Origin of the sequence: Bradyrhizobium sp. LA6.8, assembly GCF_040547935.1 — a bacterium.
In the GTDB taxonomy this organism is placed as follows: domain Bacteria; phylum Pseudomonadota; class Alphaproteobacteria; order Rhizobiales; family Xanthobacteraceae; genus Bradyrhizobium; species Bradyrhizobium barranii.
The window spans coordinates 205,070-226,513 of record NZ_JBEPQQ010000003.1 but is presented as its reverse complement, the minus strand read 5'-3'; the positions used below and the strand labels follow the sequence as shown (position 1 = coordinate 226,513).

Genomic DNA, 21,444 nt, shown 5'->3' with positions numbered 1-21,444 from the left:
GGTTCAGGCCGAGATCGCCTTCGACGAGCCGACCTCGTTACGCAGTAAGAATTTCTGGATCTTGCCCGTGGACGTCTTCGGGATCGGTCCGAACACGACGGCCTTCGGCGTCTTGAAGCCGCTCATATGCGTGCGGCAGAAGGCGATGATCTCGGCTTCGGTCGCGCTGGCGCCGTCCTTCAGTTCGACGAAGGCACAGGGCACCTCGCCCCATTTCGGATCGGGCTTTGCGACGACGGCTGCGAACAGCACGGCCGGATGCTTGTAGAGGATGTCCTCGACCTCGACGGAGGAAATGTTCTCGCCGCCGGAAATGATGATGTCCTTGGAGCGATCCTTGATGATGACGTAACCGTGCTCGTCGAGCACGCCGAGGTCGCCGGTGTGAAACCAGCCGCCCTCGAAGGCTTCCTTCGTCGCCTTCTCGTTCTTGAGGTAGCCCTTCATTACGATGTTGCCGCGGAACATGACCTCGCCGATGGTCTCGCCGTCGCGGGGCACCTCCTGCATCGTCTGCGGATTGATGACGGTGACGCCTTCCTCGAGCGGGTAGGGCACGCCCTGCCGCCGCTTCATGCTGGCGCGCTCGGCGGCGGGCAGATCGTCCCAGCCGGGTTGCTCGGCGCAGACGGAGGCGGGGCCGTAGACCTCGGTCAGGCCGTAGACATGCGTGAGCCTGATGCCGATGTTTTCTGCGCCTTCGAGCACCGCGACCGGCGGTGCGGCGCCGGCGATCAGGCCGACGACGCGGCGCGCGGCACTGCCCTTCGGCGCGTCGGGTGCGTTGATCAGCGTGTTGTAGACGATCGGCGCGCCGCACATGTGGGTGACGCCGTGCTGCTTGATCAGCTCGAAGATTTTTGTCGGCTCGACCTTGCGCAGGCAGACGTTGATGCCGGCGGCCGCCGCGATGGTCCATGGGAAGCACCAGCCGTTGCAGTGGAACATCGGCAGCGTCCAGAGATAGACCGGATGCTGGCCGAGCTGGCCGGCGAGGATGTTGCTGACGGCGTTGAGATACGCGCCGCGATGATGGGTGACGACGCCCTTGGGATTGCCCGTGGTGCCCGAGGTATAGCTCAGCGCGATGGCGTCCCATTCGTCCTTGGGCGGGATCGCCGCGAAGCCCGGGTCGCCTTGCGCAACCGCCGCCTCATACTCGATCTCGCCGATGCGCTTGCCGCCCTTGAAAGCGGCGTCGTCGACGTCGACGACGAACGGCTTCGGGCCCTTCATCTGCGCGAGCGCGTCGGTGATGACAGTCGAAAACTCCGGATCGACCAGGATGATCTTGGCGCCGCCGTGATCGAGCTGAAACGCGATCGAAGGCGCATCGAGACGGATGTTGAGCGCATTGAGAACGGCGCCGGTCATGGGGACGGCGAAGTGCACCTCGTTCATCGCCGGAATGTTCGGCAGCATCGCCGCGACGGTATCGCCGACGCCGATGCCCTTGCCGCCGAGCCAGGACGCAAAGCGCTTGCAGCGCTCATGGGTCTCGCGCCACGTGAAGCTGCGGCCCTCATAGACCGTGCTGACGTGGTTGGGATAGACGGCGGCGCTGCGCGCGAGGAAGCTCAGCGGGCTCAGGGGGACGTAGTTGGCGGGGGTCTTGTCGAGGCCGATATTGTACTGGTTCTGCCGCTCGCTCATCGAACCCTCCTTGACGCCGCCTTACAGGAATCCGATCGAGATCCAGGGGAAGATCGCGACGATGATCAATCCCACCAGCAGCGCCAGCAGATAGCCCCAGATCGGCCTGATGCCTTCCGCCGGATCGACGCGTCCGATGGCGCAGGCGGCATAATAGCCGACGCCGAAGGGCGGGGCGAATAGCCCGATACCCATGGCGAGAATGATCACCATGGCATAGTGCACCTCGTGCACGCCGACGGCACGTGCGATTGGAAACAGCAGCGGACCGAACAGCACGATTGCCGGAATGCCCTCGAGCACGCTGCCGAGGATGGTGAAGGCCAGGATCGACACGGCGATGAAGGTCGCAGGTCCCCCGGGCAATCCGGTCATGGCTGAAGCCAGCGAGCGCGAGAAGCCGGATTGGGTGAGCCCCCAGGCCATGCCGGTCGCCGTGCCGATGATCAGCAGGATCGCGCCTGACAGCGCCGCGGTCTCGACCAGCATGGGAAACAGCCGCCGCCAGTCGAAGCGGCGGTAGACGAGGAGGCCGACCAGGGCGCCGTAGACGATGCCGATGGTGGAGACTTCGGTCGCGGTCGCGATGCCCTCGACCACGGCGTAGCGGATCACGAAGGGCAGCGCGAGCGCGGGCAGGGCAATGATGAAGGTCTTGCCGATCTCGCCACCTGTGGCGCGGCGGACATGGCTCATGTCCTCGTGGCGGTAGCGCCACCACACCAGCATGCAGAGCGTGATGGCGAGCACGACGCCGGGCAGCAGGCCGCCGGTGAAGAGGGCGGCGATCGACACGCCCGTGACCGAGCCGATCGTGATCAGCACGAGGCTCGGCGGAATGGTCTCGGTTTGGGCGCCCGTAGCCGCAAGAAGCGCCACGAGGTCGCCGGGCTTGGCGCCGCGCTGCTTCATTTCCGGGAACAGCACGGGCGCCACCGCCGCCATGTCGGCGGCCTTGGCGCCGGAGATGCCGGAGACGAGGTACATCGCGCCGACCAGCACGTAATGCAGGCCGCCGCGGACATGGCCGAGCAGGCTCGCCAGGAACGCGACCATGGCCCGCGCCATGCCGGTCATCTCGATCAGAAGCCCCAGGAACACGAACAGCGGCACCGAGAGCAGGATGAGGTGGCTCATGCCCTCGTCCATCCGCCCGACCAGCACCATCACCGGCGTCCGCGTGGTCAGCGCCAGATAGCCGTAGATCGCGAGGCCAAACCCGAACGCAATGGGAACGCCGGCAAAGACGCAGAAGCCGGCGACGCCGACGAAGAAGATGACGAGGTTGAGGTTGCCGAGCGGCCGCAAATAAGGCTGCGCCAGCCAGAACAGACCGACGATGACGGCAACCGATATCACCGCCGTCAGCACCATGCGGTAATCGGCGGCGCGCAGCAGCCGCAGAAGCCCGAACACCGCCATCAGGCAGATGCCGGCCGGCAGCGCCGCGGCCCGCCACATGTTCGAGATCTGGAGCGCCGGCGTGGTGATGAAGCTTTCCTCGTAGGCGTATTCGGCGGATGGCCAGACGATCAGCGCCAGGAACGCCAGCGCCGCGCAGGTCGCGACCATGTCCAGATAGGCGCGCAAGGCCGGCCGCGCGCTCGCGACGAGCGCCGTCATGCGCATGTGCTCGGAGCGGCGAAATGCAACCGCGGCCCCGAGCATTGCCAGCCACAGGAACAGGATCGAGGCGAGCTCATCCGACCAGATCAGCGGCCGGTGTACGCCATAGCGTGCGACCACGCCGGCAAACAGGATTACGATCTCGGCGACGACCAGGATCGCCGCGGGGATCTCGACGGCGAGGCCAAGGATGCGCTCCAGCGAGGCCAGCACGGGGGATCGGCGAGGGGGCTGAACAGCCACCTCGCCCACCACTTCGGTCGCCTGAACCTCGACATGAGCCATCTCGATAAGAACCTCGGCGGCCCCGACGCGTTACGACAGCTTGCCTACGGCCTTTTCCAGGAGATCCCAGGCTTGGTCGCCATACTTGCCCTTCCACTCGGCATAGAAGCCGGCGGAGCGCAGCTTGTCACGGAACGGCGCCACCGCAGGCTGGTTGAAGGTCAGGCCCTTGCCCGCGAGCTCCTGCTGGAGGTTCGCATTGAGCTTGGCAGTATCCTCACGCTCCTTGACGGCGGCGGCGTTGATGTTCTTGGCGACGATGGTGCGCACATCCTCCGGCAGCGCGCTCCAGGCGCGGCGGTTGGCCAGGAACCAGAAGCCGTCCCACATGTGGTTGGTCAGCGAGCAGTACTTCTGCACCTCGTACAGCTTGGCGGTCGAGATGATCGCCAGCGGGTTCTCCTGGCCCTCGACGATCTTGGTCTGAAGCGCGGAATAGACCTCGGCGAAATTGATCGAGGCGGGCGCGGCATCGAACGCCTTGAACATCGAGGTCCACAGCGGCGACACCGGCACGCGGATCTTGAAGCCCTTGAGGTCGTCGGGACCGTTGATCGGCTTGCTCGACGACGTGGTCTGGCGGAAGCCGTTGTCCCAGATCTTGTCCATGACCTCGAGGCCGGCCTTCTTGATCTCGCCGCGGACATGGGCGCCGAGGTCGCCGTCCATGGCCTTCCAGACCGTGTTGTAGTCCGGGAACGCGAAGCCGATGCCGTTGATGGACGCGGCCGGCACCAGGGTCGACAGGATCAGGCCTGACAGCGTGAAGAACTCGACGCCGCCGGACCGGATCTGGCTCAGCATGTCGGTGTCGGACCCGAGCTGGTTGTTCGGGAAGATCTGGAGGTCGAACTTGCCGTTGGTCTCGGCCTTGATCGCCGCCGCCATCTCCCTGGCGCGCACGTTCAGCGGATGGGTGTCAGGCAGGTTGTTGGCGTATTTGTAGGTGAACTCGGCGCTCTGGGCGCGGGCCACATGGGGCGCACCGAGGCCGCCCAGGACCGCGGTCGCGGCGGAGGCCTTGAGAAGCGTGCGTCGGGAAAAGCTCATGGGTCTGCTTCCTCGGAAGTTTGTTGTTGTTCTGAGATGCAAACCTATACGGACGGAAGGCCTGAAGGTCATCTGCGATCTCGCGAGGTCTCGCTTATTGCAGCCGGACACCGTCGCGGCAATATCGGCGTTCGGCAGATGGGCCGGATTCAAAATCTGAAAAACAACCCCATGCACAGTAGCCGTCAAGAGCCGAGAGGCCGGTCGCGGCGTAGTCCTAAAACGGACGGCAAGCGAAGGCGCGGTGTCAGGAATTCGATCTAAATATCTGATCTAATTGTATATAAAGATATTCCATAATATACCTTATGCGAATCAAAGATATGGCGGTCCGGGCTGGGGCCCGCTTGGCGCATGGTCGCCGAAATCCCTTCCCACTGTTCACGGTGAGCCGCCTTACTGGCCGTGGCGTCGCGGCGCATCGCCGCGCGCGGACTCAGCTGTGCATTCTTCTGAACGGGTGACGCTCGCGCACGGCGTCACCCGAGAAGGCCCGGCCGGCGGTCAGGACGGTGCGGCGAAGTCGTAGGAGATGCGTCCGGCGGGCAGATAGAACAGAGCTATGACGGCGCCGCCGCGAACCTCGGGATAGTGCCGGCTGCCGGGATCGGGCGCGGTCCAGCCAGGCCCTTGCCAGCCTTGCAGCCCCATCAGCTCGGCGCCTTTGTCCAGCGGCACGACCAGGTTCAGTTCCCCATATGGGTGACCGTGATATTGCCCGCGGAGCACGTCGTGGTCGTCGTCGTCCTTGAAGCGGCGTGGATCGGTACTGTTCATGTAGACGGCCGTGATGCTGAACTGGAACGTTTCGGGCATCGGCTCAAGGATGCGGCTGCGCCGATAGTTCGGACCTTCGACCTCCTGGTTGGCCGCCCAGCCTTCCGCGACCCCGAGCTTAATCAGGCGTGCCAGGTCCTGGTAGAGCTGGCTGCCCTCGCCGTATGTTTGGTTGAGCCACCGCTCCATCTCCGCGCCGGGCGTCATGTCCTTGACCTCGCGGAGAAACGGAATGCTGCACTGAATCAGTTCGTCTCGGCTTCCCATGGCGTTGTCCTTTCCATTTGGGTTGCACTTTGTTCTTCAAAGCCCGCGAACGAGGCGAAGTCCGCGATGTCCGCGCGCGGCATCAGCCTGCCCGCGATTTGGTGCCTGGCACGGCCGATCGAAATGCCGCACACGACCATTTGCTCCGCCGGGATCGACAGCAGCGGACGCAGGATTCGGTGGTATTTCGAGAACGTCTCCTGCGGACAGGACTGGAGCCCATGGCCTGCCGCAGCCAGCAGCACGTTCTGGATGAACATGCCGAGGTCGAGCCAGCTGCCGACCTCCAGGCGCCGGTCGATCGTGACGATCAGCCCGACGGGCGCGCCGAAGAACGCATAGTTCTTGGCTGTTTGGGCGCTCCTCGCTTCGATATCGGCCTGGGCGATGCCGAGCGAGCCGTAGAACAATCGGCCGAACTGCTGTCGTCGCTGCAGGTAGGGTTCGGGCAGGTCACTGGCGTAGTATCTGTATTCCGACATATGCGCGTCGCGGGCGGTTTCGTGCGCCTCGCGCAGCGCCACCGAGATTCTGTCTTTGGCATCGCCGGCCAGCACGTAGACGTGCCAGGGCTGGATGTTGGCGCCGCTTGGCGCAAACCGTGCCACGCGCAGAATCTGCTCGATGGTCCCTCGCCCGACCGGCGCGCCCGAGAATTCGCGGCATGCAAAACGGCCTGCGATGATCTCGTCAATGCCGCTCTGCGCGGCTGCGCCCTCGCCGATCATGGCTGCTTCAGGAGCGGACATCCGCCTTGCTCCATCGGCCGGAAGGCTTCCTCGCCCGGAATCGTCGCCAGCAGCTCGTAATAGTCGAACTTGTATTTGGACTGCTCGGGCGACTTGACGCGAAAGAGATACATGTCGCGGACCAGCCGGCCGTCCTCGCGGATCCGGCCATTTCTGGTCATGAGATCGTTCACGGGCATGGCGCGCATCTTGGCGGCGACGGTCAGCCCATCCAGCGTGCCGGCCGCCTGAACCGCCCTAAGGTAGTGCATCACCGCGCCATAGGTGCCGGCGTGGATCATGGTCGGGACCTTCTGGGTCTTGGCGATGAAGCGCTTCGACCACGCCCGTGTATCCTCGTTCAGGTCCCAATAGAACGCCGAGCTCAGCATCAGGCCCTGGGCGCTCTGGAGCCCGAGACTGTGAATGTCGGCAATGAAGACGAGCAGCCCGACCAGCTTCTGCCGCTGCGTGATGCCGAATTCGCCGGCCTGCTTGACGACGTTGATGAAGTCGCCGCCGGTGTCGGCGAGCGCGATCACGTCCGCCTTCGAGGACTGTGCCTGGAGCAGGAAGGAGGAGAAATCCGGCGTATTGAGCGGATGTTTCACCGCGCCGATCACCTTGCCGCCCATGGCGTCGATGACCTTGCGGCTGTCGGCCTCGAGTTGGGCGCCGAGGGAATAGTCGACCGAGATGAAGTACCAGGAGTTTGCGCCGAGACGCGACATCGCCCGCGTCGTTCCTTGCGACAGCGCATAGGTGTCGTAGGTCCAGTGAATTCCGGTCGGCGAGCATTCGTCGCCAGTCAGGCGCGACGTGGCGGCGCCGGTGGCGAGGAACAGTTTCTTCTTGTCCCGTGTGATGCCCTGCACCGCCAGCGCGACCGCAGAATTCGGCACGTCGAGGATCACCTCGACGTTTTCATTTTCGAGCCAGCGCCGCGCTATGGTGGCTCCCACATCGGCCTTGTTCTGGTGATCTCCCGCGACGATCTGGATGCTGCGCCCCAGCACCTGGCCGCCAAAGTCGTCGACCGCCATTTGCGCCGCGATCACCGAGCCCTGGCCGCCATTGTCGGCGTAGAGCGAGGACATGTCGGTGAGAACGCCGAGCTTCACCGGACCGTCCTGCGCAAGGGCCGGCGCCGAGAACAGCGCGAGTGCCAGTCCGAAAGCTCCGATCGACATCCCGCAGGATTTCATTGCCCGTCTCCTCCAAATTCGGCGTCGGGATCATGACGGGATCGCGCGAATGCGGAAGTGAAACTCTTGCAGAGTGATCCTGAACCGCCTTCAGATTGGTGGCGCGAACGGCTGGGCGTCGCGGTCCGGGCGCCCTGCTCGGTTGCGTTGGCCGCGCGCATGGCCTTAACTGGAAACGATCGCAGGTACGCAACGGGCGCGCGATCCGCCTGCGACGGTGTCCTGCACGTGGCTGTTTCCTTCAAGACCCTGGACCTGAACCTGCTCAAGGTCTTCGACGCCGTCATGGAGGAGCGCAGCGTGCTGCGGGCGAGCCAGCGGGTTGCGCTCAGTCAATCCGCCGTGAGCCATTCGCTCGCCCGGCTCCGCGAGATGCTGGAAGACGATTTGTTCGTGCGCACGGCGACCGGCATGCAGCCGACAGCGCGCGCGTTGACGATGGCACCACAGGTTCGCGAAGCGCTGCGATCTCTCGAGGCGGCGGTCGAGCAGCCGCGCTTCGTTCCGGCGGCCTCCACAAGGCAATTCACCCTCGCCGCCAACGACTTCACCACGATGGTGCTGGCGTCACCGCTCCTGGAGATACTCAGGCTTGAGGCGCCGGCGATCGACCTGATCATCAAGCCGGTGACGCGGATCGATCTCGCCGAGCAGATCGACCTTGGTCGCATCGACGTTGCGATCGGTGTCTTCTCGGATCCGCCGAGCCGCTTCCGGACCTCGCTGTTGTTCGAATATGACGACGTGCTGATCGTGGGCGGAAAGCGCAAGCTCGGCCGGATCGACAACGCGGCCCTGGCGCGCATGCCGCTGGTCGTTGTCTCCTTCGGCGGCGAGCAGGAGGGCGCAATCGGAGGCTTCATCTCCGAGCGCGGCCTCGCAAGGCGATCGGAAATGTATGACCGCGCGGCGCTCGAACGGGCATTGTCCGAAAGCGACCGGCCGCCGCGCATAGCTGTTTCGCTGCCGCATTTCCTGGCGCTGCCCGCCCTGCTCGCGGACTCCGAACTGGCGGCCATCGTTCCGCGGCCATTAGCGCGGGCATTCGAACGCGCGCATGCCATCACGACGTACGAACTGCCTTACGCCACAACCCCGGTCGAGGTCCGGCTGTTGTGGCACGAACGTATCGAGGGCGAGCCATCGCATGACTGGCTTCACGATATCCTCAGGCGTGCGACCGCGGACCTCAGGCGTGGACGCTAGCTGGCGACGGTCTCAGTCCTGGTTCCATTTGCCATTGGGTCGTTCGGTTGGGGCGCGCGAGTGGAGGTTGTGCTAGACTAGGCGCCGCAGTCCTGAAGAGGTCAACGATACAAGGCGGTCTCAACCGCCGCTCAAGGAGCCCGTCATGCAGGAGAACGTCACCCGCGCGAACAGCTCGCGCGCGATTCCGTTCGACGCCGCCAAGCTCGACCGTCTCATGGAGGCCGCCGGCCTCGACGTGCTGGTCGTGACTTCCAAGCACAATGTGCAGTACCTGCTCGGCGCCGAGCGCGCGATCTTCTTCGACTACATGGACGCGATGGGCGTCAGCCGCTATCTGCCAGTGCTGGTCTATCCCAAGGGCGCACCGGACAAGGCGGTCTATATCGGTCACCGTCTGGAGACCCATCAACGCGCCGTGGCACCGCCGTGGGTGCCGCAGGTCCGGACCGAGTCCAACGGCTCGGTGGATGCCGTGACGCGGGCCGTGGGCCTGATCCGGGATGCCGGCGTGCCCTTGAAGCGGGTCGGGGTCGAGATGGCGTTCCTGCCGATGGATGCAGGAAGGGCGCTCGCCGACGCCCTGCCCGGCGCCGAGCTCAAGGACGCGCTGCTGGTGCTGGAGCGGCTGCGGGCGGTCAAGTCGGCGGACGAGCTGGCCAAGCTCAAGACGGCGTCCGAGCTCGTCATTGCATCAATGCTGGAGGTGATCGCCGCGCACGGGCCGGGCACCACCAAGCAGCAATTGTCGGACAGCTTGCGTGTCGCCGAGGCCAATCGCGGCCTGACCTTCGAATATTGCCTGCTCGCCTGCGGCAGCAGCCACAACAGGGCGCCATCATCGCAGCGCTGGGAGCAAGGCGACGTGCTGTCGCTCGACTCCGGCGGCAATTATCACGGCTATATCGGCGACCTCGCCCGAATGGCCGTGCTGGGCGAGCCCGATGCCGAACTGAGAGACTGTCTGGCCGAGATCGAAGCCGTGCAGCGCTCAGCCTTTGCCGCGGTCCGACCGGGCGCCCTGGGCGGCGACATCTATGTCGCGGCCGAGCGGCAGCTTGCCCAGATCACCCAGCGCGACTGCACAGATTTCCTGGCCCACGGCATGGGTCTCGTCAGCCACGAGGCCCCTCGCCTGACCGCCAAAGGTCCGGTCCCCTACGACGACACCGACGCCCGGCTGCCGCTCGAAACAGGCATGGTGGTCTCTATCGAAACCACGATGAAGCATCCGAAGCGCGGCTTCATCAAGCTCGAGGACACGGTTGTGGTGACGCCGACCGGGTATGAGATTTTTGGCGAGGGCGGACGGGGGTGGAATTTGGGTGGGAGTGCGCTCTAGCCTGATGGCGTTGCAAGACCCTCATGGTGAGGAGCGCGGCACGCGCGTCTCGAACCATGAAGGCCCGCCTCTCGCGTGTGGCCATCCTTCGAGACGCCCGCTTTGCGGGCTCCTCAGGATGAGGTGCGGAGTGTGGTGAAGCTGCGCAATTACCGCGCCAGCAGCAGCTCCAACTGGCTCTGTGCCTTCTTGACCGCCGCCGCGAACCAGCCCTGGCTCGGCGCTTCCTTGGCGAAACACTTTGTGTAGGCGTCCATGGCTTGGTCTTCCTTGGCCATGGCGTCCTCTGGAGTCTTCCTGGCCATCATCTGCTTCCAGACTTTTTCGCAGGCCGGGATCTCGGCCGTCTTCACGGCGTCGGTTGCGGCGAGGAAGTAGACCTTGTCGCCCTGGATCGCGACGACATCGATTTCATGCGGCGCGCCCTTCAGGTCGCCGTTGCCGCGCACGCCGAGCACGGCGACCGCGGCACTCGCGGATGCGGGTTTCGTGATCGGCAGCTCGGCATATTTGGCGAAGGCCGAGTCCTGGATGGCTTGATAGTAGAAGCGATCCGGTTTGAAGGCTGCGGCGATCTCCTGCGGCAGGCCGTCCTCGCGGTGCTCGCGCAGCCAGTGCTTGAGCAGACCTGTGGTGGTTACCACGGCCTGCATCTTGTCGCCTTCGGAGGCAAAGCCCAGACCGTCGAGATGGCCGAAGCCCGAGTCGCCCTTGAACAGCGTGTCGGCGTTCGACTTGCCCTCGGCCGGCAGCCCCTTGATCGTGACCGGTCCGACCAGGCCGCGCAGCACGCCCGTCAGCTCGTTAAGCGCCGCGTCGTGCTGCTTGAAAGTCTCGTCGCTCTCCTTGGCTTTTGAGAATTTTGCGATGTAGCGATCGCGCAAATCGAGATAGTGCTGCTCGGGCGTGGCGGCGTCGGTTGGCGTCGCGAAAACGAGCAGGCAGAGCAAGGCGAGCGATCTCATTGCAATTTCCGGAAGACTGGGAGCGATCTCCAGTCTTTGTGCCGGTGCCGGACTGGAAGGTTCATCGGCTCCTGAACTGCAAACTGCGCGGCGGCCGGAGGTGTCGATGTACCCGTTTCAGGTTGACAAGAGCGGCCGTCCAGCGCCAAAATTCGGTTGGGTCGATACACCCGCTGCCTGCGCCCTTTGGGGATGGTGAACGTATCAAAGTCGCCCTCACCCTCGCTATTGGCGAGCGGGTCGGCAAGGCAGGCACCGATCTTCTCCGTTCGCCGATACGGGTGCTCTCATGCGCGATTTCCGCGATGCGAAGGCTATGGCTCGTTCCTTGCGCGATGCCTTGAATGCCAAAGCCGTGCAAACCACTCACAGCGAAGCTTTGGAACTGATCGCGAAAGCGTTCGGGTACGAGAACTGGAATATTCTGTCGGCCAAGATTGATGCGGCGCAGCCGAGTGCTGGCGTGCAGAATCCTGCCCAGCAGGATCGTCCCATCTACTGTTCGTTCTGCGGCATGAACCAGCATGAAGTGAGCAAGCTGGTGGCTGGGCCAGCTGTCTTTATATGCGACGAATGTATCGACCTATGCACCGATATCGTTGATGAGCAGCTGCTTCGCCTCATCGAAGGCGATGCAGACAGTGCTCGCGCCATGCCCACCGATAGACTGCTTCACTATGTGGAGCACGCGAACAAAGGGGTGGAGCGCAATCGGCTGTTGTCGCAGAGCATCGAAAGGATTTTTGCGCTTCGACAGAACGCCTCGGCGGCGAATGATGACGTGTTCAAGACATCCAAAGTCGCTCGATTGAGAGGCAAGACGTCCGACGAACTGCTGGCGATGAAGAAATTTTCGCTAAGTCAGTTGAAGCGTTACAAGCAGGCGCTGCAGACCGCGATGCCCATCGTCAACGAGCGGACTCTGTAAACGCGCAGACGATCGAGCGGCACGCCGGCCCTACTCCGCCGGCGTGAGTTGCTGCCGGCTCAGGCGCATCGCCGTCGTCTCGCGCGCCCGGACGCGCGCGCGGCGCTTGCGCCACCAGATCACGACGCCGGTGACCGACAGTGCCGCCACCACGAGGCCCATGATCGAGATCAGGATGCGGCCGAACAGCCCGACGATACGGCCCGAATGCAGCGGGAATTGCGCCTGCACGAAGATGTCGGCGGCGGTGCCGACCCAGGGCAGCCGTTCGCCGATCGGGCGGCCGTCCTCGCTGTCGTAATAGAGCTGGGCCGGCCCGACGCCGCCGGCGCCGTGATCGTCGCCGGGATGGAAGAACGCCGCGGCATAGACGCCATGGGCCGGGCCGTAATTGATCGAGCCGACCGGGACGGTCCACCCTCGCCCCTTGCCGTCAGCCGCCGCGCGCGCAGCGATGTCGTCAAACGTCACCCTGGGCTCGATGGGATCGTCGAGATTGCGGTAGGGCCGCTGCTCATAGGGCGTCGGCGTGTAGTTCGACACCATCTTCATCATCGGCGAGAACACCTCGAAATAGAGGTTCAGCGAGAACGCCGTGAAGGCGATGACGAACAGCACGCCCCAGGTCCACAGGCTGAAGGCGCGATGGATGTCGAAATTGATCCGGTAGGCGCTCCCCGATGCCTTGATGGTCCAGGCTGGCGCCCAGCGCGCCCAGAAGCCCCGTTCGAGCTGGCGCGTGACCTGAGGTGCCCGCGCGGCCTTGGCGCGCCGTCGCGAGGGCAGCGTCAGATAGAAGCCGACGAAGCAATCGATGGTCCAGATGATGGCGATCACGCCGAGCACGCGCATGCCCCAGCGATCGCTGCCCCAGAATTCCGGGATGTGCATGGTGTAGTGGAGCTTGTAGAGGAACGAGACGAAGTTTTCGCGCGTCACCGGCCACACCGCGCCCCAATAGCGCCGTCCGAGCTCCGCGCCGGTGTTGGGATCGAGGAAAATCTGGTTGTAGTCGATCGCGAAGCGTTTTCCCGTCGCCGGATCGATCCGCGGCATCACGAAGAACCACAGCGAGTGCCCCTCCTCCGGCGTCATGAAGAGGTAGACGACGCGTGCGCGGGGATCGCGCTGCTCGATCATCTTCGCGAGCTCGATCGAGGGAATCGCCGGGCCTTTGCTGGTGACATCGAACAGGTGGTGATTCAGCACCTCGTCGATCTCGTGGTCCCAGGAGATGATCGCCCCGGTGATGCCGGAGAAGAACAGGAAGCCGGCCGTCAGCAGTCCCGCCCATCGATGCAGCTTGCCAAATATCGCTCTCATCGTCTCGACTCTCATCAAGCGGGTCCGGCTGACATCGCCGGACCGTCATTACATCGAACTCACCAGCGGTAGGTCAGCTTGCCGATGGCTTTCCGCCCCTCCGCGTAGAAGCAGCCGGACAGGCTGTAGCAGGCAGCGACATAGCGCGTGTCGGCGAGGTTGGTGACGTTCAGCGACAGGCGCCAATTGTCACGGGTGTAGGCGAGCAGCGCGTCCAGCACGGTGGACGATCCCACCTTGAACGTGTTGGCGTCGTCGCCCCAGGTCGCGCCGACATAACGGATGCCGCCGCCGAACTGGAGACCTGCAAGCGGCCCGGTCTGGAGCGTGTAGTCGCTCCACAGCGAGGCGCGGTTGAGCGGCACGGTCGGCGGCGCCTTGCCGAGATTGACGGGATCCTGCGACAGCATCGCATCGACATAGGCGTAGGCGGCGCGCAGGTTCCAGCCGTCGGCGAGCGACATCGTGCCTTCGAGCTCGATGCCGCGCGATTTCACCTGGCCGATCTGCTCGGCGAGGTAGCTCGGCGGCGCGAACGTGACGACGTTGTCGCGCGTCAGGTCGAAGGCTGCGAAGGTGAACAGCGCGTTCCAGCCGATCGGCTGATACTTGACGCCGACCTCGTACTGGACGCCGGTTTCAGGATTGAGCATCTGCCCCGACGGACCGGTCGCGAGCACCGGCAGGAACGACTCGGAATAGCTGAAATAGGGCGCGATGCCGTTGTCGAAATTGTACATCACGGCGGCGCGGCCGGTGAAGGCCGAGGCATCTTTCGCGACCGACGTATTGGAGGTGGGGAGATTGCTGTCGACCTGCGTCGTCACGAAATCCTGGCGGCCGCCAAGCTGGAACGACAGCCGGCCGAGCTTGATCTGATCCTGCGCATAGAGGCCGACCTGCGACTGCCTGACGCCGGTGTTGTCGCTCATGGCGCCGACGGTCCAATCGTAGCTATAGACCGGGTTGAAGACGTTGATCTCGGGCGCCGACGTCGTGACGCCAAAGGCGGTGTCGCGGAACGATGTGTTGCGATAATCGATCCCGACCAGCGTGGTGTGGCTGAGGATGCCGGTGGTGAACTTGCCCTGGAGCTGATTATCCACCGCGAAGGAGTTGATGTAGGAGTTGCTGTAGCTGCCGAAACGGGCGAGCTGCCCCGCGGCCTCGTTGGTATAGCCTCCGCCGTAAAACACCTTCTCCTCGTTGTGCTGATAGGCGTAGCGCAGGTTCTGCCGGAACGTGATGTTGTCGGTGAAATTGTGCGAGAGCTGGTAGCCGGCGGTTGCGATCTCGGTGTTGAACGCGTTGAAGCTCGGCACGCCCGCGAAGAACGAGATCGGGATGGTGCGGCCGTTGTTCGGCCACACCGTGCCCGAGGCCGGCAGGAACTGGAGGCCCCACCCTGCCCGGTCCTTCTGGTAGTTGGCGAGGATCGTGATGGTGGTGTCCTCGTTCGGCTGGAACGTGACGGCGGGCGCGATGAAGACGCGGTTGTCCTTGGTGAAGTCGACCTGGGTCTCGCCGTCGCGGACGACGCCGGTCAGGCGCCACAGCACGGTGCCTTCCTTGTTGGCGGGGCCGCCCATGTCGAACTGGCCCTGATAGCGATTGAAGCTGCCGCCAGAGATCGAGACTTCGCCGAATTGCTGCGCAGTCGGCAGTTTGGTGACGTAGTTGAGGATGCCGCCGGTGCCGCTGCCGCCATACATCGCCGAGGATGGCCCCTTGAGAACTTCCAGGCGTTCGGCGCCGTAGGGATCGAGGCCGTTGAAATGCACGTAATTGCTGGATGGAATCCGGAGGCCGTCGACGTAGAGGCCCGACATGGTCGTGTCGAAGCCGCGGATTTGGAGGGCGCCGAAGCGGGTGTCCGAGCCGCCATTGACGTCGCCGCTGACGCCTGCGGTGTAGCGCAAAGCTTCACCGATCGAAACCGCGCCCTGGTTCCTGACCTGGTCGGTGGTGACGACGGACACCGACTGCGGCGTTTCGATCAGCGGCGTGTCGGTCTTGGTGGCGGTGCCGCTCCGCGTCGCGACGAAGCCGCGCACCGGGCCGTTGGCGCGTTCACCCGTGTCGCGATTCGCTGATGCTGACTGCGTCGGCATGGCTTGCTGCGCAGGAGAACGCCGGTTGGCGCGTGCGGTCCGTGTCGTCGCGGATCGCCGCGACGAGGCCGCCGCCGCGGGTCGGGTGCGCTGCGCCGGCGCTTCGACCGAGACCGTGGGAATTTGAGTCTGCGCCTGCACGGGCGCGAAGGGAACGCAGAGAGCGAATATGCTGACGGCGCCGAAGAAAAGCACCTGAAGCTGTCGAACACGCGCATTGGAGCACGAACGAAGTTGGAAGTCTGACACGTCTATCGAGGTCCCACGCACTGCCGGCTTTGCCGGAATGATTTTTGGACTCTCGCCCTAACGCGGGGGCATTCTCAGTGCGAGAGACGCAGAGTTAGAATCTATCGAGACCGGGGAATAAATCGTGCGACCAATGCGCCCATATGCGCGTCGAGGTGCATCGCCGGCTTCTGCGAGTGCTTCGATATGGAATGCTTCTAGAGTGAGAACATTCGCCGCTTGTCTGCGACCGCCTGGAAACGGCGGGCTCGCTGTCGCGAACGAATGGCTGCGGCGACAATGCGACGGTTGCCCGGCAGTTCAACCTTGCGCGGCAATCATCGTGTTGAGCGATTTAACGCTCGGCGCAAACAGCACTGCGACGCCCTTGTAGCGGATAAATTGCTTCATCTGGAACGTCACGGAGGCGTCCCCCGCGAGCGGAACCTGGAACCGGGTCTCAGCCTTTGGGTCTGCCCGGTTTCCAGTCAAGGCATCCTGCGCGTTGGCTCCGTTCGGAAGGCGCATGTAGGCGTCGGCAAAGTCCGTCTGATGCATCCACCGCAGGATGGTATAGAATTGCTCGTTGATCCTGGCGAAGTAGAAAAGCCCTACGATGCCGCGGTCCTTCCCGTCGTCCTCCGTGCCCTCCAGATGAGGACCGTAGGAAAATCCGCGGCGTATGACGCGTGGCGGCCCCTTGGGGAAACGAATCTGATTGGCAAATTTCAGCGGATGATCGCGGCAATTGACAATGCGAATGTGAGCCCCGAGCGGGCATTTGACGCCGTTTAAATCGTCGCCATAGCCGAACGCATCGTTCAATTGCGGGGTCGACGGTGGTGCATCCGGAAAGCGTGACAGCGGCGACCCGTGTCGCCAGCGCCCCATCATCTTGGCCGCGATCCATTCCTCGGCCAGTTCCGGGCCGACATGCGGCGCCGCCTGCGGTGCATTCGCCTTCAGGAATTTGTTGAAGGCCGCGACGTCCTGATAAAGCCACGACAGGCCGACGAATGATCCATCGCGCGCGAAGTCCTGCCATGGACCGGGCTTGAACGGTGCAGTGGGAAAATCGCTGTTCGGATAGCCGACGACGATCTCGCGACAATCGACGGCGTCGGAAGCCCTGGCAGCCGGCGCATCCTTCCAGTCAACATTGGGCGCGGTGATTCCATCGCGATAGCCAAAATGCAGGCGGCCGTCGGCTGGCCGACAGCCGGACAGCGCACCGTCGTCCCAACTGTCGAGCGCCAATTCCCGGACACCGAAGCCTGTTGCCGACTGCCGCACCTGCGCGAGGCAATCGGCTTTCTGCTCGGGCGTATCGAACCCGATGTGGATGGCGAGATCGATATCGCTCGACTTGAACTTGCCATCCCACCATCCGGCCGGAGCGCTGGCGTCGAAGAAACCAAGCTGTGTCGCAATGCCGCCATCCGGCGCCTGCGCCGGGTCCACGAACGATACCTCGAACTGCTGCCGCCCCTGTGCGACGTCAAGGTCGGGGCGACCCGACATCAACGTCGCGATGCCGTTCCAACTGAACATGAAGTGGAACGCGGGACCATCGGCGTCCGGGCCCGCTCCCACCGCAGCCCGCGGTATCCATTGCCGCAGGAAGGACCTGGCACCGCCGGCGTCGCCAAACCTAAACAACAGAACCGCGAGTAGCGGCTTGGCGGAGCTTCGAGCGACGATCGCCTGCAAATTGCCGAGATCCACCATGGCGCCTGTCCTGCAAGAACGGTCAGCCGATAGGCAGCCGCAAAGCCGGCCTATCTCGAAAGCGCAAATACGATCTGAAAGCTATTTCCCGAGCTTTGCCAGAATGTCTGCGACAGTCATGCCGTCATAAGCCGAGAACAGCCAGCCGGACGGGTTGCCGCTGATGTCGGTTGAGCCGTCGGTCGCCGTGCCCAGCGAACGCGCGTTGTGGTTCTTCGAGAATTCGAAGAACGCATTGGGATCGTTGATGTCCAGGCCAGTCGTATCTGCCAGCGAAAATATCGCGGCAAATATCGGCGTGAGCGCTCGCCGGAAAAATTCCGTGTATTCCTGGTGCGTTCCCTCATATTCGGTGATGACCTGGATGTACTTGTCCTCGATGACGACGACCCGCGCGAAATGAACGATCCTGGACTGCTTCAGCGCCGCCGCGATGGCGGGCTGAACCTTCTCAGTGAAGCTCGCCTCGAGATTCCGCAGCTTTGCCAGGGTCTCGGCATCCTGCTTGATCGGCAGCGTGAGATTGAGTGCATGGGTCATGGGAAATCTCCTTAAAGAATACAACCTTAAGATGGTATCACTCTCGAAAGGAATTGGAAGCGATCCTTTCGACGTGCGGCCGGCCGTCGCGTCGCGGGCCCTTCGAAAGGGGCAGCAATACTCCCCTGACAATTCGACCGCGAGCGCATGCGACCAGCGAACCAGCGCTGGTTGGCCTGCTGCGAACGTTGTTGTCGCGCGACGAGCCTACGCTTTGCCGGCGTGGCAGCACGCGCCGCCGGCGGCATCCTTCGGGTCGCCCGCCAGCACGCTGCGGCTGTTGCGCTCCGGCGGAATGTCGCCGGCGGCATTGGCCGAAAAGAATCCGGTCGGCTTCAGCATGAAGCCGGCATATTCGACCGGCATGATCGGAAAATCCTCGGGCTTGCAGACGTGGGTGTGGCCGAAGGAGTGCCACACCACGAGATCTGTATTCTCGATGTTGCGGTTCTGCGCGGCGTAGCGCGGCAGGCCGTCGCCGCCGGCATGGACATTGGGATAATCGCCGCTGGCGTATTTCTCGTCCTTGTCGAAAGCGGTGACCCAGACATGCTTCGTCGCAAAGCCGCCGCGCTTGCGCGCGTAGCTGCCCTCCTGCGCCAGCATCAGCGGGCTCGGATTGACCACGAGCTTGTAGGCCGGCGCGTTGCCGACCGAATTGGTCTCGTTGGGATTGCTGATCTTCCAGAACCGGCCGGTCTCGCCGTTCGCAATGGCAGCCGCATCACGCTCGCGCGACAGGATGCGGGTCGTGGTATCGAACGCGTTGCCGTGCGGATTGTCCGCGCCCCAGGGCCGCGGCAGGAACTCGTGCTCGGTGACGGTATTGCCGCCGCCATCGAGGTCCATGTGCAGGCGCACGTTGAAGAAATGCTGGTGCGTTGGGCCGCCGAGATTGTCGTCGACCATGCCGCCCCATTTGTACTTTTCGCCTGATGGCACGGCGGCGGTCTGGATGATGCCGGTGAGCTTTGTCTCGAGCTGGATCGTGCCGTCCTGGTACAGGTACCAGTAGAAGCCGTAGTCGTAATTGCCGACGGTGGCGAAGAACGAGATGACGAGGCGCCGCGAACGTCTTACTTCGAACAGGCCGTTGCGGAATTCGTAGTGTTTCCAGGCAATTCCGTAATCTTCTTCATGCATGCAGATGGCATTCTGCATGACGAAGGGCTCGCCCTTGTTGTCGGCGGCCGGCACGTCGAAATAATGGATGTTGCCGAGGCAGTCGCAGCCGAGTTCGAGCGCGTTCGCGAGCATGCCGAGCCCGTATTCCCCGGCATCGAACGCCGACTTCCAGAAGTGGTTCTCGGTCGGATCGGCATAGGGCACCACCATTTCGGTGACGCTGGCGCGATGGATCAGCGAGCGCTTGCGTGCACCGTCCTGGTAGGCGAGCTGATGCAGCACCAGGCCCTCGCGCGGCGTGAAGCCGACGCGAAAACTCCATTTCTGCCAGTCGACCTTCCAGCCATCGACCTTGAAGCTCGCGCCCTCCGGCTGTTCGATATGCAGCGGCTTGATGTCGGTGCGCGGATTTTTAACTTCATGCGCGCCGTAATTCCGCTTCTTGCGCGGGATCGGCACGATCGGATCGGCGTCCGTGAGGTCGATGACCTTGCCGCCGATCAGGTCGACCACGGCGACCACGCCCTCGATCGGATGGGCGTAGCCGTTGTCCTGCAGATGTTCGCGGAAAAAGCTGACAGCGCGCACGATACGGGCGCCGCGCTCGTACTCAAAATCGAAGAAGCCCGAGGAGAACGGATCGACCTGGACCAGCTCGATATCCTTGTCGGTGAGCCCGCGGCGGACCATCGCCGCGCGCCAGCCTGGATCGGCCTTCACCACGGCCTCGCACTTGAAAAATTCTTCCAGCATCACCGGTGGCTGCCCATAGGGCGCCTCGCGGTTCGGAATGACCTTGCGCGCGACGATCTCGTTGCGGCCGAGATCGACGATGTGCTCGATCGCCTCGCCCGTGGTGACGTCGAGCGTCAGCGCGAAGGCGCGGCGCCCTGCTCCGCCCGTAGCCAATTCCTGTTTGGTCGGCTCCTCCAGCCGGACGGTCGGGAAGCGGCAGTTCTCCGGCGAGGTCGCGGCGGCACGAACCAGCGTGCAGGCGGCCGTGATCTCTTCGGCTGTCAGAGGATCGAGCGGATGCGGTGCTGCCGCTTGAATCGGTGATTTGGCTTTGACGGTATCGAGCATGATGATGACCAGAAATCAGCGCGGGGCGAGATGCGCGGTGATGGCGCGGAAGGCGGCGAGCCAGCGGTGGTCGAGCGGAACGTCCATCGCCTTCGGCTGCGTCGCGAGCTTGACGATGACGGTGTCGGTGGCCGCGTCGATATAGAGCCACTGGCCGTGAATGCCGATCCCCGCGAGATCGTTCCGCGACGGATCGATCGTGTACCATTTGCTGCGGTAGCGGGCGCCCGGGAAAATGTCGGCGAGATCGCCATCTTTCCACGCCTGGGGATCGCCGTTCTCGTGGATGTCGTCGATCCACCAGCCCGGCACCACCTGCCGTCCCTCGACCACGCCGCGGCAGCGGATCATTTCGCCGAAGCGCAGCAGATCGCGTGCGGCGACGGAAAGCCCGCCGGCGATGCGGCCCATGCCGTGGCTGTCGAGCGTGAGGGAGCCATCCTCCTCGGCGCCCATCGGCTGCCAGAGATAGTCGGAGAGGATGCGATGGTAGGGCATGCCGCAGGCGCGCTCATAGACCCAGCCGAGCACTTCCGTGTTGGTCGAGACGTAGTGGAACACCTTGCCGTGCGGCTTGCCGGTCCCGCGCAGCGTGGTGAGATAGGCGCGCTGATGGCCGGCCTCGACGCCTGGCGGCGGCACGTCCCAGCCCGAGGAGAAGCGATAGCGCGCGACGTCGCCGGCGGGGTCCTCGTAATCCTCCTCGAACTTGATCGCGACCGCCATGTCGAGGACGTTGCGGACGGTGCAGCTGCCATAGACCGAGCTCTCCAGCTCCGGCACGTAGCGCACCACCCTCGCCTCGGGATCGAGCAGGCCGCGCGCGGCCAGCACGCCGCCGAGCGTGCCGGCGATCGACTTGCTGATGGAGCAGATCAGATGCGGCGTCGTCGCGCTCATGCCGTCGCCGTACCATTCGTGGATCAGCGTGCCCCGGTGCATGATGAGCAGCGCATCGCCGAAGGTTTCGTGCAACGTGGCCTCGACCGTGGTCGGCTTGCCGTCCGGCGCGGTGAAGCTGAGCTTTTGCAGCTCGCGCGGCGCGCTTGCCATCGGTGTGGGATGCGCGGAGCGACGGACTTCCGCGGTCGGCAGCACTTCGCGGGTGTGGGTGAAACCCCAGCGGATGGCGGGAAAGCTGCGCCAATTGGCGCGGGTCACTTGGGCCTCGGGCGCAGGCGGGGTGCCGCGCATGATGTCCGTCGGTCGCATCTCGATCCTCCGCAAGGCTATCCTGACTGCGATGTCGGAACGGCAAGGGAGAAGACTGCACA

Annotated in this window: 15 protein-coding genes and 2 pseudogenes; 4 read left to right on the top strand and 13 right to left on the bottom strand. The window is 63.9% G+C overall.

All coding sequences use genetic code 11. The features are described 5' to 3' along the window. Nucleotides 1–3 precede the first annotated feature (3 nt). The 6 genes from ABIA90_RS14695 to ABIA90_RS14670 all read right to left on the bottom strand — a co-directional run bounded on the left by ABIA90_RS14695 (nt 4) and on the right by ABIA90_RS14670 (nt 7,591). Entirely contained in the window at nt 4–1,653 is a 1,650-nt protein-coding gene (locus ABIA90_RS14695; RefSeq protein ID WP_354118239.1) for an acyl-CoA synthetase, read from the bottom strand. Between the two features lie 21 nt (nt 1,654–1,674). Further along, entirely contained in the window at nt 1,675–3,564 is a 1,890-nt protein-coding gene (locus ABIA90_RS14690) for a TRAP transporter large permease (RefSeq protein WP_354118240.1), read from the bottom strand. Between the two features lie 30 nt (nt 3,565–3,594). Further along, nucleotides 3,595–4,614, bottom strand: coding sequence for a TRAP transporter substrate-binding protein (locus tag ABIA90_RS14685; RefSeq protein WP_354118241.1), 1,020 nt, complete (start codon nt 4,612–4,614; stop codon nt 3,595–3,597). A gap of 504 nt (nt 4,615–5,118) precedes the next feature. Beyond that, nucleotides 5,119–5,658 carry a 4-hydroxylaminobenzoate lyase gene (locus ABIA90_RS14680; protein WP_354118242.1) on the bottom strand — a complete coding sequence of 180 codons (540 nt, stop codon included), beginning with the start codon at nt 5,656–5,658 and terminating at the stop codon, nt 5,119–5,121. After that, nucleotides 5,637–6,386 carry a nitroreductase gene (locus ABIA90_RS14675; protein ID WP_354118243.1) on the bottom strand — a complete coding sequence of 250 codons (750 nt, stop codon included), beginning with the start codon at nt 6,384–6,386 and terminating at the stop codon, nt 5,637–5,639. Before ABIA90_RS14675 ends, ABIA90_RS14680 begins: the two co-directional genes overlap by 22 nt. Continuing rightward, nucleotides 6,383–7,591, bottom strand: a complete 1,209-nt coding sequence (locus ABIA90_RS14670; RefSeq protein WP_354118244.1) for an ABC transporter substrate-binding protein — start codon at nt 7,589–7,591, stop codon at nt 6,383–6,385. The genes ABIA90_RS14675 and ABIA90_RS14670 overlap by 4 nt, the downstream gene beginning before the upstream one ends. 228 nt (nt 7,592–7,819) lie before the next feature. Here ABIA90_RS14670 and ABIA90_RS14665 point away from each other — a divergent pair, with 228 nt between their 5' ends. Both ABIA90_RS14665 and ABIA90_RS14660 read left to right on the top strand, forming a co-directional pair. Then, on the top strand, nt 7,820–8,797 hold the full coding sequence (locus tag ABIA90_RS14665; RefSeq protein WP_085401492.1) for a LysR family transcriptional regulator: 978 nt from the start codon (nt 7,820–7,822) through the stop codon (nt 8,795–8,797). A 145-nt stretch (nt 8,798–8,942) separates the two neighbouring features. Next, on the top strand, nt 8,943–10,139 hold the full coding sequence (locus tag ABIA90_RS14660) for a M24 family metallopeptidase (protein ID WP_354118245.1): 1,197 nt from the start codon (nt 8,943–8,945) through the stop codon (nt 10,137–10,139). A 149-nt stretch (nt 10,140–10,288) separates the two neighbouring features. Here the strand turns inward: ABIA90_RS14660 and ABIA90_RS14655 are convergent, their stop codons facing one another. Continuing rightward, the gene (locus ABIA90_RS14655; RefSeq protein WP_354118246.1) at nt 10,289–11,104 is read right to left on the bottom strand and encodes a hypothetical protein; all 816 of its coding nucleotides are present in this window, start codon (nt 11,102–11,104) and stop codon (nt 10,289–10,291) included. A gap of 289 nt (nt 11,105–11,393) precedes the next feature. On the opposite strand from ABIA90_RS14655, the pseudogene ABIA90_RS45605 reads away from it, so the two are divergent. Both ABIA90_RS45605 and ABIA90_RS45600 read left to right on the top strand, forming a co-directional pair. Further along, a pseudogene (locus ABIA90_RS45605) lies at nt 11,394–11,552 on the top strand (glyoxalase superfamily protein); the annotation flags it as partial. Nucleotides 11,553–11,618: 66 nt separating this feature from the next. Next, nucleotides 11,619–11,712 (top strand): annotated as a pseudogene (locus tag ABIA90_RS45600) (ClpX C4-type zinc finger protein); the annotation flags it as partial. Nucleotides 11,713–12,062: 350 nt separating this feature from the next. Here the strand turns inward: ABIA90_RS45600 and fsrB are convergent. The 6 genes from fsrB to ABIA90_RS14620 form a co-directional block, all read right to left on the bottom strand. Next, nucleotides 12,063–13,355 carry a siderophore utilization protein FsrB gene (gene fsrB, locus ABIA90_RS14645; protein WP_354118248.1) on the bottom strand — a complete coding sequence of 431 codons (1,293 nt, stop codon included), beginning with the start codon at nt 13,353–13,355 and terminating at the stop codon, nt 12,063–12,065. Nucleotides 13,356–13,414: 59 nt separating this feature from the next. Next, nucleotides 13,415–15,409: a TonB-dependent siderophore receptor gene (locus ABIA90_RS14640; protein WP_354118380.1), complete on the bottom strand. Its 1,995-nt coding sequence runs from the start codon at nt 15,407–15,409 to the stop codon at nt 13,415–13,417. A 606-nt stretch (nt 15,410–16,015) separates the two neighbouring features. Next, nucleotides 16,016–17,422, bottom strand: coding sequence for a hypothetical protein (locus ABIA90_RS14635; protein WP_354118249.1), 1,407 nt, complete (start codon nt 17,420–17,422; stop codon nt 16,016–16,018). Nucleotides 17,423–17,503: 81 nt separating this feature from the next. Then, a complete protein-coding gene (locus ABIA90_RS14630; RefSeq protein ID WP_028147544.1) occupies nt 17,504–17,962 on the bottom strand; it encodes a hypothetical protein in 459 nt (152 codons plus the stop codon). Nucleotides 17,963–18,169: 207 nt separating this feature from the next. Beyond that, nucleotides 18,170–20,170, bottom strand: coding sequence for a primary-amine oxidase (locus tag ABIA90_RS14625; RefSeq protein ID WP_354118250.1), 2,001 nt, complete (start codon nt 20,168–20,170; stop codon nt 18,170–18,172). A gap of 15 nt (nt 20,171–20,185) precedes the next feature. Further along, nucleotides 20,186–21,382 (bottom strand): serine hydrolase domain-containing protein, encoded by a 1,197-nt coding sequence (locus ABIA90_RS14620; protein ID WP_354118251.1) that lies wholly within the window; start codon nt 21,380–21,382, stop codon nt 20,186–20,188. Nucleotides 21,383–21,444 lie beyond the last annotated feature (62 nt).

Coding starts and splice junctions, on each gene's coding strand:
- ABIA90_RS14695 (WP_354118239.1), bottom strand. CDS start 1,653: ATGAGCGAGCGGCAGAACCAGTACAATATCGGCCTCGACAAGACCCCC.
- ABIA90_RS14690 (WP_354118240.1), bottom strand. CDS start 3,564: ATGGCTCATGTCGAGGTTCAGGCGACCGAAGTGGTGGGCGAGGTGGCT.
- ABIA90_RS14685 (WP_354118241.1), bottom strand. CDS start 4,614: ATGAGCTTTTCCCGACGCACGCTTCTCAAGGCCTCCGCCGCGACCGCG.
- ABIA90_RS14680 (WP_354118242.1), bottom strand. CDS start 5,658: ATGGGAAGCCGAGACGAACTGATTCAGTGCAGCATTCCGTTTCTCCGC.
- ABIA90_RS14675 (WP_354118243.1), bottom strand. CDS start 6,386: ATGATCGGCGAGGGCGCAGCCGCGCAGAGCGGCATTGACGAGATCATC.
- ABIA90_RS14670 (WP_354118244.1), bottom strand. CDS start 7,591: ATGAAATCCTGCGGGATGTCGATCGGAGCTTTCGGACTGGCACTCGCG.
- ABIA90_RS14660 (WP_354118245.1), top strand. CDS start 8,943: ATGCAGGAGAACGTCACCCGCGCGAACAGCTCGCGCGCGATTCCGTTC.
- ABIA90_RS14655 (WP_354118246.1), bottom strand. CDS start 11,104: ATGAGATCGCTCGCCTTGCTCTGCCTGCTCGTTTTCGCGACGCCAACC.
- fsrB (WP_354118248.1), bottom strand. CDS start 13,355: ATGAGAGCGATATTTGGCAAGCTGCATCGATGGGCGGGACTGCTGACG.
- ABIA90_RS14635 (WP_354118249.1), bottom strand. CDS start 17,422: ATGGTGGATCTCGGCAATTTGCAGGCGATCGTCGCTCGAAGCTCCGCC.
- ABIA90_RS14630 (WP_028147544.1), bottom strand. CDS start 17,962: ATGACCCATGCACTCAATCTCACGCTGCCGATCAAGCAGGATGCCGAG.
- ABIA90_RS14625 (WP_354118250.1), bottom strand. CDS start 20,170: ATGCTCGATACCGTCAAAGCCAAATCACCGATTCAAGCGGCAGCACCG.
- ABIA90_RS14620 (WP_354118251.1), bottom strand. CDS start 21,382: ATGCGACCGACGGACATCATGCGCGGCACCCCGCCTGCGCCCGAGGCC.